15 protein-coding genes are annotated in these 16,610 nt (G+C 62.2%); all 15 read left to right on the top strand.

All coding sequences use genetic code 11. From position 1 onward, the window contains the following. Positions 1 to 186: 186 nt before the first annotated feature. Positions 187 to 678: a general stress protein gene (locus tag NUW12_05160; protein MCR4402161.1), complete on the top strand. Its 492-nt coding sequence runs from the start codon at positions 187 to 189 to the stop codon at positions 676 to 678. Between the two features lie 223 nt (positions 679 to 901). After that, positions 902 to 1,690, top strand: coding sequence for a 4-hydroxy-tetrahydrodipicolinate reductase (gene dapB / locus NUW12_05155; protein MCR4402160.1), 789 nt, complete (start codon positions 902 to 904; stop codon positions 1,688 to 1,690). A gap of 398 nt (positions 1,691 to 2,088) precedes the next feature. After that, positions 2,089 to 2,985, top strand: a complete 897-nt coding sequence (gene dpsA / locus NUW12_05150; GenBank protein MCR4402159.1) for a dipicolinate synthase subunit DpsA — start codon at positions 2,089 to 2,091, stop codon at positions 2,983 to 2,985. A gap of 37 nt (positions 2,986 to 3,022) precedes the next feature. Further along, complete coding sequence (locus NUW12_05145) at positions 3,023 to 3,637, top strand: dipicolinate synthase subunit B (GenBank protein MCR4402158.1); 615 nt, start codon at positions 3,023 to 3,025, stop codon at positions 3,635 to 3,637. 123 nt (positions 3,638 to 3,760) lie between these two features. Further along, the gene (locus NUW12_05140) at positions 3,761 to 4,792 is read left to right on the top strand and encodes an aspartate-semialdehyde dehydrogenase (protein MCR4402157.1); all 1,032 of its coding nucleotides are present in this window, start codon (positions 3,761 to 3,763) and stop codon (positions 4,790 to 4,792) included. A 111-nt stretch (positions 4,793 to 4,903) separates the two neighbouring features. Next, a complete protein-coding gene (dapG, locus tag NUW12_05135; protein MCR4402156.1) occupies positions 4,904 to 6,136 on the top strand; it encodes an aspartate kinase in 1,233 nt (410 codons plus the stop codon). A 71-nt stretch (positions 6,137 to 6,207) separates the two neighbouring features. Then, the gene (gene dapA, locus NUW12_05130) at positions 6,208 to 7,092 is read left to right on the top strand and encodes a 4-hydroxy-tetrahydrodipicolinate synthase (protein ID MCR4402155.1); all 885 of its coding nucleotides are present in this window, start codon (positions 6,208 to 6,210) and stop codon (positions 7,090 to 7,092) included. 203 nt (positions 7,093 to 7,295) lie between these two features. Beyond that, positions 7,296 to 8,960: a ribonuclease J gene (locus tag NUW12_05125; GenBank protein MCR4402154.1), complete on the top strand. Its 1,665-nt coding sequence runs from the start codon at positions 7,296 to 7,298 to the stop codon at positions 8,958 to 8,960. 110 nt (positions 8,961 to 9,070) lie between these two features. After that, positions 9,071 to 9,811 (top strand): ABC transporter ATP-binding protein, encoded by a 741-nt coding sequence (locus tag NUW12_05120; protein MCR4402153.1) that lies wholly within the window; start codon positions 9,071 to 9,073, stop codon positions 9,809 to 9,811. A gap of 1 nt (position 9,812) precedes the next feature. Further along, entirely contained in the window at positions 9,813 to 11,516 is a 1,704-nt protein-coding gene (locus NUW12_05115; GenBank protein ID MCR4402152.1) for a hypothetical protein, read from the top strand. Between the two features lie 278 nt (positions 11,517 to 11,794). Then, entirely contained in the window at positions 11,795 to 12,520 is a 726-nt protein-coding gene (locus tag NUW12_05110) for an ATP-dependent Clp protease proteolytic subunit (GenBank protein MCR4402151.1), read from the top strand. Continuing rightward, positions 12,517 to 12,795 (top strand): YlzJ-like family protein, encoded by a 279-nt coding sequence (locus tag NUW12_05105; protein MCR4402150.1) that lies wholly within the window; start codon positions 12,517 to 12,519, stop codon positions 12,793 to 12,795. Before NUW12_05110 ends, NUW12_05105 begins: the two co-directional genes overlap by 4 nt. 184 nt (positions 12,796 to 12,979) lie before the next feature. After that, positions 12,980 to 13,915 (top strand): Na/Pi symporter, encoded by a 936-nt coding sequence (locus tag NUW12_05100; GenBank protein MCR4402149.1) that lies wholly within the window; start codon positions 12,980 to 12,982, stop codon positions 13,913 to 13,915. Beyond that, positions 13,903 to 14,742 (top strand): undecaprenyl-diphosphate phosphatase, encoded by an 840-nt coding sequence (locus tag NUW12_05095; protein ID MCR4402148.1) that lies wholly within the window; start codon positions 13,903 to 13,905, stop codon positions 14,740 to 14,742. Before NUW12_05100 ends, NUW12_05095 begins: the two co-directional genes overlap by 13 nt. A gap of 137 nt (positions 14,743 to 14,879) precedes the next feature. After that, a complete protein-coding gene (locus NUW12_05090) occupies positions 14,880 to 16,511 on the top strand; it encodes a Na/Pi cotransporter family protein (GenBank protein MCR4402147.1) in 1,632 nt (543 codons plus the stop codon). Positions 16,512 to 16,610 lie beyond the last annotated feature (99 nt).

Below are 16,610 nucleotides of genomic sequence, written 5' to 3'. Positions count from 1 at the left end.
GAGATCTTGGACAGGCTAGTTGCCCAGTACCTGCGCGTCAGGGAGAAGATGGATGGCCACGGCGTTTCCGACTCATGCGACCAGCGCAGCCAGCTCGCGGCGGGAGCGACGGGCCAAGGTGAATACAAGGCTTGCCATTATGTCAAACTAATGCCGAAGTCCAGTCTTTCGGAGGGGGTTCTGCAAATGGCAAGCGTAATGGGGACGTTTGATTCCCGAGACCAGGCCGAGAAGGCGGTCGAGGAGCTGAGACGAAAGGGTTTTGGCGAAGACAAGGTATCCATAGTAGCAAAAGAGGACCGCATGAAGGGAGGCGGTCGAGGCGAGGGCGGGCTTACGATGCGCGGCGGGGGTAACGATCTCACCGGCGGAACCCTCACAGGCGGCGCGATAGGCGGTGCCGCGGGCATTCTTGCGGGGCTTGGTGCGCTGGCCATCCCGGGAATCGGCCCGATCGTAGCTGCAGGCCCTATAGCTGCGGGTCTTACAGGGGCGGTCACCGGCGGGATAGTGGGTGGCCTCGTTGACCTGGGTATCCCCGAGGAACGAGGCAGATACTACGAGAACAAGGTCAAGGAGGGCAAGATCCTCGCCGTCGTGAAGGCCGACGATGATACCGTCAACGATGCGAAAAAGGTCCTCGAAAGGTATGGGGCGTCCGATATCGAGATCCACTAAGTGAGGAGGCCGAACGGTCAACTCGTCTGAGAGAACAGGCGGCCGCCAGGGGAGCGCCGTCGCGGGCCGGGCCACGTGGGGACGAGCACCGTGGCGGGCACCGGGCGGCTTTCCCTTCGCTGTTGTCATAGGCGTCCGATAGGCGTCCGAAGGGCACGGAGAGAAGACAAGACACGTGACACGCGCACGAAGTGGACAAGCACGAACGCGGGAGGGGAAAGACGTGGGAATCAAAGTGGTCGTGGCTGGCGCGGCGGGACGAATGGGAAGACACGTGGTGGCAGCGGTGTCGAGACAGCCTGACATGGATCTCATGGGTGGCGTGGACGTGAAGGAGGGGAACGTGCCGATCGATCCCGACCGAACCGATGCCCTGCTCGAGGTGGCTTCGGATCTCGAGTCGGCTCTCAAGAGACTGCGTCCGGACGTAATGGTGGATTTCACTCACCCCACCGCAGTCATGGGGAACGTCAGATGCGCATTGGGCATGGGAGTTCGGTGCGTAGTGGGCACGACCGGCCTTAGTGCAAGAGACGTGGACGAGGTAGACGTCTTGTGTCGCAGGAACGGTGTCGGAGCGGTGGTCGCCCCCAACTTCGCCGTGGGAGCCGTCCTCATGATGAAATTCGCAGAGATCGCCTCGAGGTACTTCCAGGCTGCGGAGATAATCGAGCTGCACCATGACAAGAAGGTGGACGCGCCTTCAGGCACTGCCATGAAGACGGCCCAAGGTATGGCTATGGCGGACAGGGCCCACGCGGAGGCTGCGGCTGCAGGCGAGGAGTCGCCGGCGCGAGGAGAGAGCGTGAGCGGAGTGCGCATCCACAGCGTCAGGCTGCCGGGTTTGGTCGCTCACCAGGAGGTGATATTCGGGGGACCGGGCCAAGTGCTCACGATACGTCACGACTCGATATCGAGGGAGTCGTTCATGCCGGGCGTCATCATGGCTATCCGCAAAGTGATGAACCTCGATCGAGCGGTGTTCGGCCTCGAGCACCTTCTCGATCTCTGAGTGCCTGGCGAGGCCTCACTCCCACTCGCGTTCGCGAGACGACTCCAGGAAGCGCCGTCGGCGGCCGTGAATCTGTCGTGACTTCACTCAGCACGTAGACTGCGAGGGAAGTCGGCCGTAGAGCGCCGGCATCCTCCTCCTAGCGAGGGCGCGAGGACGCCCCCTGTCACGGGAAGGGGTTGCCGGTTTCGCGTGTCATGGGCGACACTCTGACGGTTCGATTGCCTCGCCGCCATCTAGCCTCAATGCCCCGGGACCCCGGACCACTGCTGCGGTCCCGACCCTCACTCACGTTGCGCCCCATCATCCTCCGTCCCTCCGCAGACGGAACAGGCACCGGCGCTCGCGCGGGTTCATATATTACGCGTAGCAACTTCAGGTCAGAGGAGGGAGCGTGGATGAAAGCGGGCCTTGGCGGGCTTGTCATCGCGGTGCTCGGCGGCGACTGGCGCGAAATCGAGGTGATAAAGAGGTTCCTTTCCGAAGGTGCCAAGGTCAGAGTGGTCGGATACCCCGATCTCCCAGAGCTGACAGGCGCGAAGAGAGAGACCTCGGTGTTCGAGGCTCTCCGCGATGCGGACGCGGTGGTCGTGGGCATGGGCGGCCTCGATGTCGGCGGCAAGGTGAAGACGCTCGACCAGGATGTCACGATCGCCTTGACCGAGGAGGTGCTCGAAGTCATTCCGCCCAGAGTCCCGCTTTTCGTCGGAGCTGCCAGGCCCAGGTTGAAGGAGTTCGCGGCCAAGCACGGTGTCACCATCGTCGAGGTGACGGAGGACGACGAGATCGCCATAAGGAACTCGATACCCACCGCGGAGGGCGCTGTCCAGATCGCCATGGAGGAGCTGCCGGTGACGATCCATTCGTGTCGGGCCGTAGTGGTGGGGTTCGGCAGGGTCGGCGTCACGCTCACGAGAGTCCTGCTGGCTCTCGGCGCGCGCACAACAGTAGCTGCGAGAAACCTCGCGCAGCTCGCGAGGGCTGAGGAGATGGGCGCTCTCACGGTGCATCTCTCGTCCCTAGCCGAAGCGGCGTCTGACGCCGACGTAGTCTTCAACACAGTGCCTGCGATAGTGCTGACCGAGGCAGTGCTCAAAGTGATGAGGACGGGATCCCTCATTATCGACCTCGCATCGCAACCGGGAGGAACGGATTTTCAAGCGGCGGCGCGCTACGGAATCAAGACCGTCCACGCTTTGGGGCTGCCGGGGAAAGTAGCGCCGAGAACCGCCGGCGCCATTCTCGCCGAGGCCTTACCTCAGATGATCCGCAGGGAGCTCGCCCGTCTCCGCTGACCCGTGGGGTGTGCATCACGCGCTGGAGGTGTAATCCATGCGACTTGCTGGCAAGAGAGTTGGCGTCGCGTTGACCGGGTCCTTCTGCACGATTCCCGAAGTCCTGCCGGAAGTCGAGAGACTGGTCGCCGAGGGGGCCGAAGTGTACCCCATTCTGTCAGAGAAGGTCGCGACCCAGAACACTCGGTTCGGAAAAGCCGCCGACATCGCGTGCAAACTCGAGCAGATCACAGGAAAGGAACCGTTGTGCACGATCCAGGAGGTGGAGCCCTTAGGACCGGGGAAAGTCCTCGACGCCTTGGTAATCGCGCCCTGCACGGGGAATACCCTGGCCAAGCTGGCGCTTGGCGTCACCGACGGGCCGGTGCTCATGGCGGCGAAGTCGACTCTTCGAAACGGCCGCCCGCTGGTCCTCGGGATATCCACCAACGACGCGCTCGGGGCGAACGCCAAGAACCTGGGTGCCCTGCTCAACACCAAGAACGTCTACATGATCCCGTTCGGACAGGATGCGCCCGAAAGCAAGCCGAGCTCCCTCGTGAGCGACATGAGCCTCATGTTGGACGCGATAGTTGGAGCACTGGAGGGAAGGCAAATCCAGCCCCTGCTTGTTGACAGGAAGAGGCACGCGGGATATGCTAACGTAAGATAACGCTCGTACTACATGCCCGCGGGGAAAGGTGCGTGCGACGACGTGCGTCGCGCGAGATCGTGCGCGCGGCGCTCACCCGAGGTTCGCAGCCGGCACCCGGGGATCGGTTGAGAGGGGAGAATCGTGCGAGGACTGAAAGTGGCGGTGGTTGGGGCAACCGGGGCGGTCGGCCAGGAGTTCCTGCGTGTGCTCGGAGACAGGGACTTCCCCTGTGCGACGCTATCCTTGTTTGCGTCGCCGAGGTCGGAGGGGAAGACCATGCGTTTCCGGGGAGAGAACCTTCGAGTTAGGGCGCTGTCCGCGGCGGGAATCGCCGGACACGACATCGCCTTCTTTTCCGCGGGAGCGTCGGTGTCGAGAGAGTTCGCGCCCTTGGCAGCGCGGGCCGGTGCTCTCGTGATAGACAATTCCAGCGCGTTTCGAATGGATCCCGAGGTGCCCCTCGTGGTGCCGGAGGTCAACCCGGATGCCATAGAGAAGCACTCCGGGATCATAGCCAACCCGAACTGCTCGACGATCATAATGGTCGTGGTCCTGAAGCCGATTCACGACGCGGCTACAGTGAGGAGGGTCGTGGTCTCAACGTATCAGGCGGTCTCAGGTGCGGGAGCGCGGGCGATGAGCGCGCTTTTCGAGGAGAGCAGAGCATACTTGAGCGGCGGGACAGTGAGCGCTGATGCCCTTCCGTTCGCGTCCGCGCCGAGGCACTACCAGATAGCATTCAATCTGATCCCACAGATAGACGTGTTCCAGGACATGGGCTACACCAAGGAAGAGTGGAAGATGGTGCGGGAAACCGAGAAGATAATGGGGCCCGGCATCGCGGTGACCGCGACGACCGTGCGCGTTCCGGTGGAACGGTGTCATTCTGAGTCGATAAACGTTGAGACCCAGAGGAAACTCTCCAGGGAGGAGGCCCGCGAGATCCTTTCGCGGGCGCCCGGAGTGAGGGTGGTCGACGATCCTGAGCAGATGCTGTATCCCATGCCGCTCTCGGCGGCGGGCAAGGACGAGGTGCAGGTCGGGCGCGTGCGTGAGGACAACTCCATCGAGCACGGCCTGAACCTATGGGTCGTTGGCGACCAGCTTCGAAAAGGGGCGGCACTGAACGCCGTGGAGATAGCCGAGGAGGCTATTCGGAGGGGCATCGTCTAGAGTCGAGGTCCGCGTGATGGTAGGGCGCGGAACAAGAGCACCGGCCGCATCCAGGATATATGGCTCGTCGACCGAAAGGCGGGACTCTAGGACTCGGGCGAGGTGAAAGCCGTGAGGATCCTGGTGCAGAAGTTCGGCGGCACGTCGGTTGCGACGCCCGCCCAGAGGGCCCGTGCGGCGACCAGGGTGCTGGAAGCTAAGTCGCGCGGCTATTCTCCTGTCGTGGTAGTGTCGGCGATGGGCAGGATGGGGGAGCCCTACGCCACCGATACGCTCATAGAACTCGTCAGGAAGGCCCACAACGAGGTTGACAGGCGCGAGCTGGATCTCGTCCTATCGTGCGGGGAAGTGATCTCCACCGTCTTGATGGCGCAGACGCTTCGGGCGATGGGGTGCCCGGCGACCGGGCTCACGGGCGCCCAGGCGGGCATCATAACAGATGACAACTTCGGGAACACGAGCATTCTCGAGGTACATCCCGAGCGGGTAGTCGAGCAGCTGCGAGACGGGAGAGTGGTTGTGGTCGCGGGCTTTCAGGGCATGACGAGGTCGGGCGACGTCACCACCCTCGGCAGAGGCGGCAGCGACACCACAGCCGCTGCCCTCGCGGTTGCGTTGGGGGCCGAGGTGATAGAGATATACACCGATGTGGAGGGGATCATGACTGCGGATCCGAGGATCGTTCCGGACGCGAGGTCCTTGCGAGTCATGACTTATCGAGAGTGCGTCGAGATGGCGCATCTCGGCGCGAAGGTCGTCCATCCGCGGGCGGTGGAGATAGCCATGGAAGGCGGCATCCCGATACGCATCAAGAACACGTTCTCCGAAGAGCCGGGGACCCTCGTGACGGGCACCGGAGCATCTCCCGACGGAGCGGTCATACGCTCTGACAAGGTCGCAACGGGCGTGACTCACATCACCAATGTCGCCCAGATCCGCATAGATTCGTCGAGGGACGTGAACGAGTCGGGAATAGCGAGGAGCGTGTTTCGCGCGCTTGCCGACGCTGGCATAAGTGTGGACCTCATCAACGTATTCCCCGAGCTGATCTGCTTTACCGTGAGTGAGGACGTGGTCGAGAAGGCGGTAGCCGTTCTCAAGGGGCTCGACCTCGACGGGCTTACCATAGGCATGGTGAGAGGTTGTGCCAAGGTATCCGTGGTGGGGGCTGGCATGAGGGGTGTGCCGGGCGTCATGGCACGGGTCGTGGAGGCGCTCACCGATGCGAAAGTAGCCATTTACCAGACGTCGGACTCCCACGCCAGCATATCGTGCTTGGTGAAGAAGGAAGACATGCAGAAGGCCATGAGGGGACTGCACGCGAAATTCGGGCTCGGGGTGTGATCTCCGAGGCCGGAACGCGCGGAGTGTGTCGCGAACGTCGGGAACGACAATTCAGCTGGAGGGATGGTAGCATGAGGTGCTTCGGACGAGTGCTCACCGCCATGGTCACCCCGTTTACCCCCGACCTCGAGGTAGATTACGACAGAGCTGCGGAACTTGCGAGGAGGCTTGTTGACTCGGGCTCGGACGGGATCGTGGTGGCGGGAACGACAGGGGAGTCGCCGACGCTCACGAAAGATGAGAAAGTGAACTTGTTCCGGGTAGTTGCCGAAGCCGTCGGCCGGGACGCGACGGTCATCGCCGGCACCGGAGGGAACGACACCCGGTCCAGCGTCGAGCTCACGCGCAAGGCCGAAGAAGTCGGGGTCCATGGAGTCATGGCTGTGGTTCCATACTACAACAAGCCTCCCCAGGACGGGCTTGTGGCCCATTTCAAGGCCATCGCCGCTGCCACAAACCTCCCGGTCATCCTGTACAACATACCCGGGCGGACAGGCATGAACATGACACCTGAGACGGTTGAGAAGCTTGCGAGGGTAGAGAACATCGTGGCAGTGAAAGAAGCGAGTGGAAGCCTAGATCAAGTGACTGACATCCGTCGGCGGACGCCGCCTTCGTTCAAGATATACAGCGGTGACGACAGCCTCACCCTTCCGATCCTCGCGGTGGGCGGCGAAGGCATAATCAGCGTAGCGTCGCATGTGGTAGGGAAGCGGCTGAAAGAGATGGTCGAGGCGTACGTCTCAGGCCAGGTCGGAAGGGCCTCTCAGATCAACTCTGAGCTATTTCCTCTTTTTAAAGCCCTGTTCGTGACGACGAACCCGATCCCTGTGAAGCTTGCGCTGCGACTTACGGGATTTAGCGTCGGGGGGCTGAGGCCGCCTCTCGTGGAAGCGGGAGAGAAAGACGCAGCCATCGTCCGTCAGGCACTCTTGGACTTGGGGCTCGTCGCGTGAACCAGCCGGATGGCTGACAAGGCACCGCCTACCTCGTTTCGGCGAGCCCGGGCGCGGCGAACAGGCGACAACGCGAGCGGCGTCGGCCTTGAGACGCCCGCGGCGTTGTGTTACAATTGCACCCAGATGACTTCACCGCTCGGGACCTCGTGTCAGCCGTGCCGGGCCCCGGCGGGGTTTGTAAAGATGGTGACGCGAAGCGCGTGGCGAAAGACGACAGACTTTCCATCGTACCCCTGGGTGGGGTAGGCGAGATCGGCAAGAACATGATGGCCGTGGAGTACAACGGGGACATCCTCGTGGTCGATGCGGGAGTGGCTTTTCCGGAGGAAGAGATGCTCGGCATTGACCTGGTGATCCCCGATGTCTCGTACCTTGTGGCAAATCAGGACCGCATAAGGGGGATCATCCTCACCCACGGTCACGAGGACCACATCGGCGCGCTGCCGTACATTTTGAAGCAGGTGAGCACCAGGCTATATGGGACCAGATTGACGCTGGGGCTCGTTGAGGGACGGCTTGCGGAGCACGGGGTCTCTCCGGCCTTTCCCCCGCAGTGCGTGAAAGCGGGGGAGACTCTCTCGTTGGGACCGTTCACAGTGGAATTCGTCCGGGTGAGCCATAGCATCGCCGATGTCGTCGCGCTCGCCATCACGACGCCGGCAGGGCTCTTGGTCCACACCGCAGACTTCAAGTTCGACCAGACGCCGTTTGGGGAGGAAGGGCCGGATTTCAGGAAGTTCGCGGAGCTCGGCTCGCGCGGGGTGCTCGTTCTCCTGTCCGATTCCACCAACGCGGAGCGTCCCGGGTACACAATGTCTGAGCGCGAAGTGGGCCGAGCGTTCGAGGATGTCTTCAGCAAGGCTGAGGGAAGGATCCTGGTCGCGACGTTCGCTTCGAACATCCACAGGGTTCAGCAGATAGTGGATGCGTCTTGGGAATTCGGGAGGAAGGTCGCTGTCATAGGCCGGAGCCTTGAGAACACAGTGGAAATAGCTACGAACCTTGGATACCTTTCCATTCCTCCCGGGATGCTCGTGCCAGTGGACGAGGTAGACAAGGTCCCTGCCGACGGTTTGACCATCATCACCACCGGCACTCAGGGCGAGCCGATGTCAGCCCTAGCGCGCATGGCCATGGCGACCCACAAGAAGGTGGGGATCCGCCCAGGGGACACGGTGATCATATCGGCGTCCCCGATCCCCGGAAACGAGAAGCTGATCGGCCGAACCATAAACCATCTGTTCAGGCAAGGGGCGGACGTCATCTACGAGAAGTTCTCGGGCGTACACGCATCCGGTCATGCGAGCCAGGAAGAGCTCAAGCTCATGATCAACCTAACTCGTCCCAAGTATTTCGTGCCCATTCACGGTGAGTATCGTCATCTCGTGAAGCACGCGCGCCTCGCTGAACAGGTCGGGATTCCGCCGGAGAACGTCTTCATATTGGACATCGGGGATGTACTCGAGTTCACGAAGGATGGCGCGCGCCTCGGCGGCAAAGTGGACGCCGGGCAGGTGCTCGTGGATGGACTGGGCGTTGGGGATGTCGGGAACGTGGTTCTCCGGGACCGTAAGGTGCTGGCCCAGGACGGCATACTCGTGGTCGTCGTGACGGTGGACAAGCAAACCGCGGAAGTCGTGGCAGGGCCCGACATAGTCTCGCGGGGCTTCGTATACGTCAAAGAGTCTGAAGCACTCCTCAAGGAAGCGGAGGGCGAGGTGCGCGACGTCATCTCCCGTTGCTCGGCTCAAGGCATAACTGAGTGGGGGACTATCAAGAACAGGGTGCGCGAGGCGCTTGCCGAGTTCGTGTACCAGAAGATTCGCAGACGCCCGATGGTCTTGCCTATCGTGATGGAGGTCTAGTCGGTTGCCCGCTCCGTCCGGCGGGCCGGAGTGCGCGGGGCGATGGCTGGTGCCGAGCTGATGCAGATGCGTTCTCAAAAATCGGGGGTGAGGTTATGGGTGGAGCTGACCTGCTGAAGATGGAGGGAGTCTCCAAGACCTACAGTGGCGGGGCAAGGCCAGCGGTAGAGGGTCTCTCTCTCGAAGTCCGGGCGGGGGAGATCTTCGGGTTTCTCGGCCCCAACGGAGCGGGGAAGACCACTACCATCAAAATGATAGTGGGGCTTCTCAGGGCCGACAAGGGCTCGATTGTGGTGGACGGCCATGACGTGGCAAGAGATCCTGTGGCCGCCAAGTCGAGCATCGGATACGTTCCGGACAACCCCAACCTCTACGATAGACTCACCGGGCTTGAGTACCTCAATCTCGTGGCAGACGTATTCGGCGTGTCCCGAGACGAAAGGAGAAGACGCGTCACCGAGCTACTGGAGGTGTTCGAGATGGAGCAGGCCGCTCCAGACATCATCCAGAGTTACTCTCACGGGATGAAGCAGAAGCTTGCCCTCATCAGCGCGCTCCTCCACGAACCGCGGGTGTTCATCCTCGACGAGCCCATGGTGGGACTGGACCCGAAGGCGTCGCGTCTCTTCAAGGACATGATGAAGAACCATTGCGCCAAGGGGCACACCGTTTTCTTCTCCACGCACATCCTCGAGGTCGCGGAGAGGCTCTGCGATCGAGTGGGGATCATCAACAGGGGACGCCTCATCGCATGCGGGACCGTCGAAGAATTGCGCGAGCGACGCAAGCAGGCGGATGAAACGCTTGAGGACATCTTCCTCGAGCTAACGGCGCACGGGGAGGCGGGTTGACGTGGCAAGGCGGGTAGTCGCGCTCATCCTCGCCCAGCTCAATATGAACTTCGCTGTATCCCACTCGAGGCACTACTACCTGAAGAAGCGTCAGAGCTTGTGGGAACCCGTAGCCATACTGCTCAGCGTCGTTAGCGTCGCGGCAGTGATCGCTTTCGGGATCTATAAGGCGGCATCGTACTACTATTCGGCGGCTGCCATGGTTGGGCAGGGAGCCGTCACTTTGACCCTGGGAATCCTCCTTGCACAGGTCATAGTGCTCATCCTCGGATTCGTCCTTGTCATAGCGGTGTTCTACTTCTCGAACGACCTCCCCATCCTGATCCCGCTTCCTCTTCGGCCGGCTGAGGTCATCGCCAGCAAGTTCGCGGTGATCCTCGCCAACGAGTACGTGAGCTTGGCGGTGTTCGTGGTTCCCGTTTTCGTGGCTTACGGTGTCCGAGCAGCTGCGAGCGCAGTCCCTTACGTAGTCTCCTGCATATTGGTCTTCCTGGCCATCCCCCTGGTGCCGCTGGTGTTTGCCGCCGTGCCGGCGATTCTCCTCATGAGGGTCGCGGGGTTATCCAGGCGAAGGGACACCCTGGCCATGATAGGGGGTTTCCTTTTCATGGTCGCGGTTGTGGTCCTCCAATTGCTTGTACAACTTCAGGCTCCTGGCAGGGGAGAGGAAGCTGAGTTTCTCGCGAAGGTGCTCGCGACAGCGGAAGGCCTTGTGGATGTAGTCGGCGCACGGTTCCCGCCCAGCATATGGGCGACGAAGGCGCTCGCGCTGGCAGGTACCGCGCAAGGTCTATCGAACCTGGCCGTTTTCCTTGTCGCCGGCGCCCTCGGGTTCGGGATTCTCCTCGCCATCGGCGAAAGGGTCTTCTATCAGGGCGTGCTCAAGGGTTTCGAGGTGGGTGTGGCGGGAGGACGCGTGCGCCGCGCCGCGAGGTGGCGTGCCAGGGCGATTGCCTCGCGCTCGCCCGTGGTTTCCCTGGCCGTCGCGGAGATGAAGGTATTCACCCGAACTCCCGTGTTCGTGCTGAACGGGTTTGCCGGGTTTGTCATGCTTCCAGTGGCGTTCGTGGTCATGTCGGTGGCGAGGAACGATCCCGAGGTCGCCGGTTTCTGGAACGCGTTGCTTGCCGCACCGGGGAGCACCGCGATCGGGACCCTCGTGATAGCGGGGCATTTCTTCGTGCTTGCGGCTCTGTCGTCCATTCCGTTTTCCGCTTTCTCGCGCGAAGGGAAAAGGAACATCTGGATTCCCAGGAGCCTTCCCGTATCAGGTAGGACGGTCGCCCTGGGCAAGGCGGCAGGGGCAGAGGTCATGATAGCCATCGGGGCGCTCCCGGGGGTGGCGGTGCTCGAGTACCTGGTCAGGTTGCCCTTCCCGAGTGTGCTTGTGGGGATAGCCCTCGGTCTTCTGTCCTCGTTCCTGCTGTGCGTGTTTGGAGTGCTTTTCGACATGTGGCGCCCGATGTTGAGCTGGACAGATCAGCAGAAGGCCATCAAGTCCAATCTGAACGTGCTGGCGGGCATGCTCATGGGCGTTGCGGTCATCTTTGTGATAGGTCTGGCTGTGAGATTCTGCGCAAGGCTGGGGCTGACGGAGTGGGGGGTGGTCACCGGAGTCGCTCTTATCCTGGTTTTTCTTCTCGTGGTCTTGCTGAAGATCCTGGGCACCATCGCTGACAAGTTGTGGGTCAGACTCGATGTCTGAGGCGTCCCAGGCGCTTCGCCCCCTCCTGGCTCATTCTCGTTGCTCATTCGCGTTGCGCGCGGGAGCTCCGCACGAGGCGCATGAATCGCGGGCGCCAGCCGCATAATACTTAGCGGCGCGGCCTTGAGCCGCCAGCGCTTCATGTGACCATTGCCAGGAGGTTGAAAGACATGAGCAACCGGTGCGGCACCGGCGGTAGAATGTGGGCATCCGGCACCGGGCCGGTGGGTCTCGCCGGCGAGGTGAACCCGGTTCCCGAGAGAACGACGTCGCCCGGGATGCCAGGCGACGCGCCGGAAGCATCGGAGTCGACTTCGGCTTCTCTGAAACAGCTCGGTGAGATGCGTGCTCCCACGGCTCCTTCGAGCAACGTGCACGTAATGACGATAATAGGCCAAATCGAGGGCCACATCGTCTTGCCTCCCCAAAACAAGAGCACCAAGTATGAACACGTCATCCCTCAGCTCGTGGCTGTGGAGCAGAACCCTGCCATCGAAGGCCTCCTGGTGGTCCTGAACACCGTGGGAGGAGACGTCGAGGCCGGGCTCGCAATTGCCGAGATGATCGAGAGCATGTCGAAGCCCTCCGTCTCCCTCGTGCTCGGTGGCGGTCATTCGATCGCCTTGCCGGTGGCCGTGAGCTGCAAGTACCGACTCATCGCGTCAACTGCCACGGTGACCGTGCATCCGTTGAGGCTATCCGGGCTCGTGATAGGTGTGCCTCAGACTTACGAGTATTTGGAGAAGATGCAGGACCGGGTGATCAAGTTCGTGTCCGAGCACACACGGATAACCCAGGAGAAATTCCGGGAGCTCATGTTCCGCACGGGAGAGCTGGTCAGAGACGTAGGCACGGTCCTCGTCGGGAGTGACGCCGTCAACCTCGGCCTCATGGACGCCGTAGGGGGCCTGTCCGATGCCATTTCCATGCTAAACAAGATGATCGCCGAGAAGCGGGCGAGACGCGCCGAAACGGACGAGAGGGAGGCTGCGAGGCTGCAATGATCCTCTACACAGTCCTCCCCCTCGAGGTGGTCATGGATGGCATGGACAAGGAGAGGACGTTCGTTGACGTGGAAATACAAGGCGTGAAGATGACCGTGGAACAGCTGTCCTCCACGGAGGCAGCGATAGTCAGGATAATCAGCACCGACCCTCAGCATTTCCTCGATCCCGGCCTGCAGCCGGGAACGCGCATCCGGCTTGCGCCCACCCTGTCAACGTCACCTGGCTGTTCGTCCGTCCTTGCACGGGACCCCCAGAGCCCGCCGCCTTCATAGAGCGCCCTCCAAGTGGAGCCTTCCAAAGCGACGCAGGAGCTCTCCCGTCTCGCCAGGGACTTTATGGGGACAGCGTGGCCTTTCCGTCCATGATTGCCCTATGCTATAATAAGTCAGGCTGACAGGACATATATTGAGACCGACGCGCCGAGGCGTATCTTCGCAGGTGGGGGAGATGTGCGGCGTGGCCAGCTCGCTCTGTCGGCTGCTTGCGGGGGTGGGCCTCTTTCTTGTGGGTGTCCGGTTGCTTAGGGCGGGGCTCGCGGGAGCGGCGGGCAAGCAGGCAGAGGGCGCACTGAGAGGCCTCACGCGCACGCCGCTTGCGGGAACGGCCACGGGAGCCGTTGTCACTGCGGTCCTACAGAGCTCGAGCGCGGTCACGGCGATGGTGGTCGGGCTCGTCGATGCGGAAGTGCTCGACCTGTACCAGGCTTTCGGAGTCATAATGGGGGCAAACCTCGGGACGTGCGTGACCGCGCAGATTGCATCGTTCCGGGCAGAGGCCCTGGGCGTCCCAGCCGTCTGCGCCGGGCTTGTCATGTACCTGGGAGCCAGACGACCGCGGAGCCGCGACATGGGGGCCGCGCTGGCCGGCCTTGGGTGCATTCTATGGGGTGCGGGAGTGACCTCCTCCGCGATGGCGTGGGTCGGGAGTCTGCCATGGGTGGTTGAGTCGCTGGTCGTCCTGGGGCAGGTGCCGGCGCTCGGAGTCGTGGCGGGCACGGTCCTTGCCGGCCTCATCCAGAGCTCCAGCGTGATAACGGTCGTGCTCGTCGGACTCTCGCGGCAAGGAATCGTGGGTCTGGAATCCGCCGTGGCAGTCGCTCTAGGCAGCAACGTCGGAACTTGCGTGACGACGCTTGCCGCGAGCCTCGGAGCATCGAGGACAGCGAGGAAGGCGGCCATCTTGCACCTTGCGTTCAATGCAGTGGGAGTCGCGTGCGTTCTCCCGGTGTTCGGGCCGTTCATCCGGCTCGTGGAGTTCGTGTCCGGGCTGGACCCCGGACGCGGGATAGCCAACGCACACACTCTCTTCAATCTCCTGTCCATCGCGGCGATCCTGCCGTGGTCCCGCACGTTCGTGGATCTCGTGAAGGGAGGAACGACATGGACATCGTGAAAGCCGTGGTCCTCGGGATGGTGCAGGGGCTAACGGAGTTCCTGCCGGTGTCGAGCTCCGGCCACCTAGTCATCGCCCGGGAGATACTCGAAGCCCATGAAGCGTTGGTGTCCTTCGACGTCCTGGTCCACCTCGGCACCCTTGTCTCGGTCATTCTGGTCTTCAGACGGGACGTGGCGCGCCTCGTGGCAGCAGCGGTGGGCATGGCAGGAGACGTCGTCCGCGGGACAAGCTTGGGAGAGGCAGTCTCGAGGGATGACGCGCGGAAGACTGTCTTGCTGATCGTCGTCGCAAGCGTTCCCACCGCCCTAATAGGGTTTGCGCTCGGGCAAGTCGTCGAGCGTCTCTTCGCATCGAAGCTCGCCGTGGGGGCCTTCCTCATAGCGACGGGGATAGTGTTGTGGATAAGTGACAGACTGAGGGCGAGAGAGATCCCGCTGAGCCGATTGGGGACTTCGGGTGCGCTGTTCGTAGGCATGGCGCAGGGGCTGGCGGTAGTGCCCGGCTTCTCGCGCTCGGGCGCGACCATCAGCGCGTGTCTCCTTTTGGGGCTCAGGCGCGAGGACGCCGCTAGGTTCTCTTTTCTCCTCTCCATACCGGTGATCCTCGGGGCCGCAGCTCTCGAGCTGCCCGATCTCGTGATATCGGGCGTCGGGCGGGGGTTTGGGGCGCCTTTCCTTGCGGGAGCGGCCGCGAGCATCGTCTCGGGGTACGTGGCGATACATCTCGTGTTCTCAGCGTTGAGACGGAGAAGGCTCACGGTGTTCGCGGCGTACACCTGGCTCGCCGGCGCGGCGGTGCTGGCCTGGGAGCTGATTGCGGGTTGAGCCGGAAACGCCCAGGTGACCGGCGCGGCGGTTGCGTCAGGTTGTGTGAGAGGGCGATTGCGTCTGGGCCAGGCTCCATACGGTGCAAGAGCGAGACGGGATGCTGACGCCGGTGGCAAGCATTGGGAGGTGAAGCGGTGACCATTTCGGTTCTATCCGGACTTCTCGGCGGCCTCGGGCTCTTCATCTACGGAATGACGCAGATGGGTGAGGGTCTTCAGAAGGCAGCCGGCGATAGGATGCGGAGAATCCTAGAGGTCCTCACCGCAAGGACGTGGATGGGAGTGACTGTGGGGGCCGTCGTCACAGCCGTAGTCCAGAGTTCCAGCGCGACCACGGTCATGCTAGTGAGCTTCGTCAACGCCGGCCTCATGACGCTAAGACAGGCGGTCGGTGTCGTCATGGGAGCCAACATAGGCACGACCGTGACGGCGCAACTGATAGCGTTCGATCTTTCAGACCTCGCCCTTCCGGCTGTAGGGCTGGGCTTTGTCATCACCTTCTTCTCGCGCAGGAAGATCCACAAGTACCTCGGCCAGATCGTTCTCGGGTTCGGCCTCCTGTTCTTGGGCATGACGGTCATGACAGACACCATGAGGCCGCTGAGAGACAACCCAGCTTTCGTGCGATGGATGGCGAACCTTGGGGAGAAGCCCATCCTTGGGGTACTGGCCGGACTGGCCATGACCATGATCATCCAGAGTTCGAGCGCGACCATCGGCCTGCTCATGGCAGCCGCATCCCAGGGGATAGTCGGGTTCGACGCTGCCGTGCCTGTGCTGTTCGGCGATAACATAGGGACGTGTATCACCGCGGTTCTGGCGAGCGTGGGAGCGAACCTGTCCGCGCGGAGGACGGCCGTGGTTCACGTGCTCTTCAACGTGTTCGGGACCATCCTCTTTCTTGGTCTGCTACAGCTGTTCAAGACGTTCGTGTACATGGTAACCCCGTCGAGCGACATCGCGCGTCTCATAGCGAACGCTCACACATCCTTCAACGTTCTCAACACCCTGGTGTGGCTTCCCATGGCAGGCGTTCTTGCGCGGATCGCCACCGCGTTGTGTCCTGGTAAGGAGTTCATCCTGGAGCGCGGCCCCAAGTACTTGGACAAGCGCATGTTGTCCACGCCGTCTGTCGCTCTCCAGCTCGCTGTGCGGGAACTCGTGAGGATGGCAGGGATCGCGCGCGAGATGGTGAAGGATGCCGGGGAGGCTCTCCTAACTGGCAGGCCGAGCGCCGTTGCCAAGAGCATCAACGCTCGCGAGGATCTGGTGGACAATCTCCAAGCCGAGATAATCCTGTACCTCTCGACTGTCATGGCCCAAGGAGTGATGACCCAACCTCAGTCGACGAGGCTGGCCGGAATGCTGCACGTGGTGAACGACATCGAGCGCATAGGCGACCACGCAGTGAACATCTCCGAGTTCGCCATCGACAAGGTCGAACAAGGGCTTGAGTTCTCCGACGAGGCCAAAGCAGAGCTGAGAGACCTTTTCGAGCGGGTCGACGAGGTGATCTCAGACGCGGTTCAGGCTCTCGAGAAGAACGACCCCGCGCTCGCTCAGGACGTGTGGGAGAAGGAGAAGTACATCGACGAACTGGAGGATGTCCTCAGAACGAGCCACCTCAGGCGGCTGAACCAGGGTAGGTGCTCCCCTGCGTCCGGAGTGATTTACGTCGAGGTTGTGGACAACCTCGAGCGCATGGCGGACCATGCGGTCAACCTCGCCGACGCCGTCGTCCAGAATGCGGTTCCTTCGCAGGATTAGGGCAGTTGCGCCGGCTCGCGCCGCGGCCACACGACCGGACGCGCCCGGTGCCCGTGGAGGAATTCGGGTGGCCGCGTAGAAGTCTCCAGGGCGCGACGG

It is taken from the genome of Bacillota bacterium (genome assembly GCA_024653485.1).
GTDB lineage: Bacteria > Bacillota > SHA-98 > UBA4971 > UBA4971 > UBA6256.
Note: the sequence above shows the minus strand (reverse complement) of the source record. Positions and strands in the feature narration are given on the sequence as shown.

Bases quoted from the DNA above. Each gene is read 5' to 3' on its own strand.
- NUW12_05160 (MCR4402161.1), top strand. From the start codon at position 187: ATGGCAAGCGTAATGGGGACGTTTGATTCCCGAGACCAGGCCGAGAAG.
- dpsA (MCR4402159.1), top strand. From the start codon at position 2,089: ATGAAAGCGGGCCTTGGCGGGCTTGTCATCGCGGTGCTCGGCGGCGAC.
- NUW12_05145 (MCR4402158.1), top strand. From the start codon at position 3,023: ATGCGACTTGCTGGCAAGAGAGTTGGCGTCGCGTTGACCGGGTCCTTC.
- dapA (MCR4402155.1), top strand. From the start codon at position 6,208: ATGAGGTGCTTCGGACGAGTGCTCACCGCCATGGTCACCCCGTTTACC.
- NUW12_05110 (MCR4402151.1), top strand. From the start codon at position 11,795: ATGCCAGGCGACGCGCCGGAAGCATCGGAGTCGACTTCGGCTTCTCTG.
- NUW12_05105 (MCR4402150.1), top strand. From the start codon at position 12,517: ATGATCCTCTACACAGTCCTCCCCCTCGAGGTGGTCATGGATGGCATG.
- NUW12_05095 (MCR4402148.1), top strand. From the start codon at position 13,903: ATGGACATCGTGAAAGCCGTGGTCCTCGGGATGGTGCAGGGGCTAACG.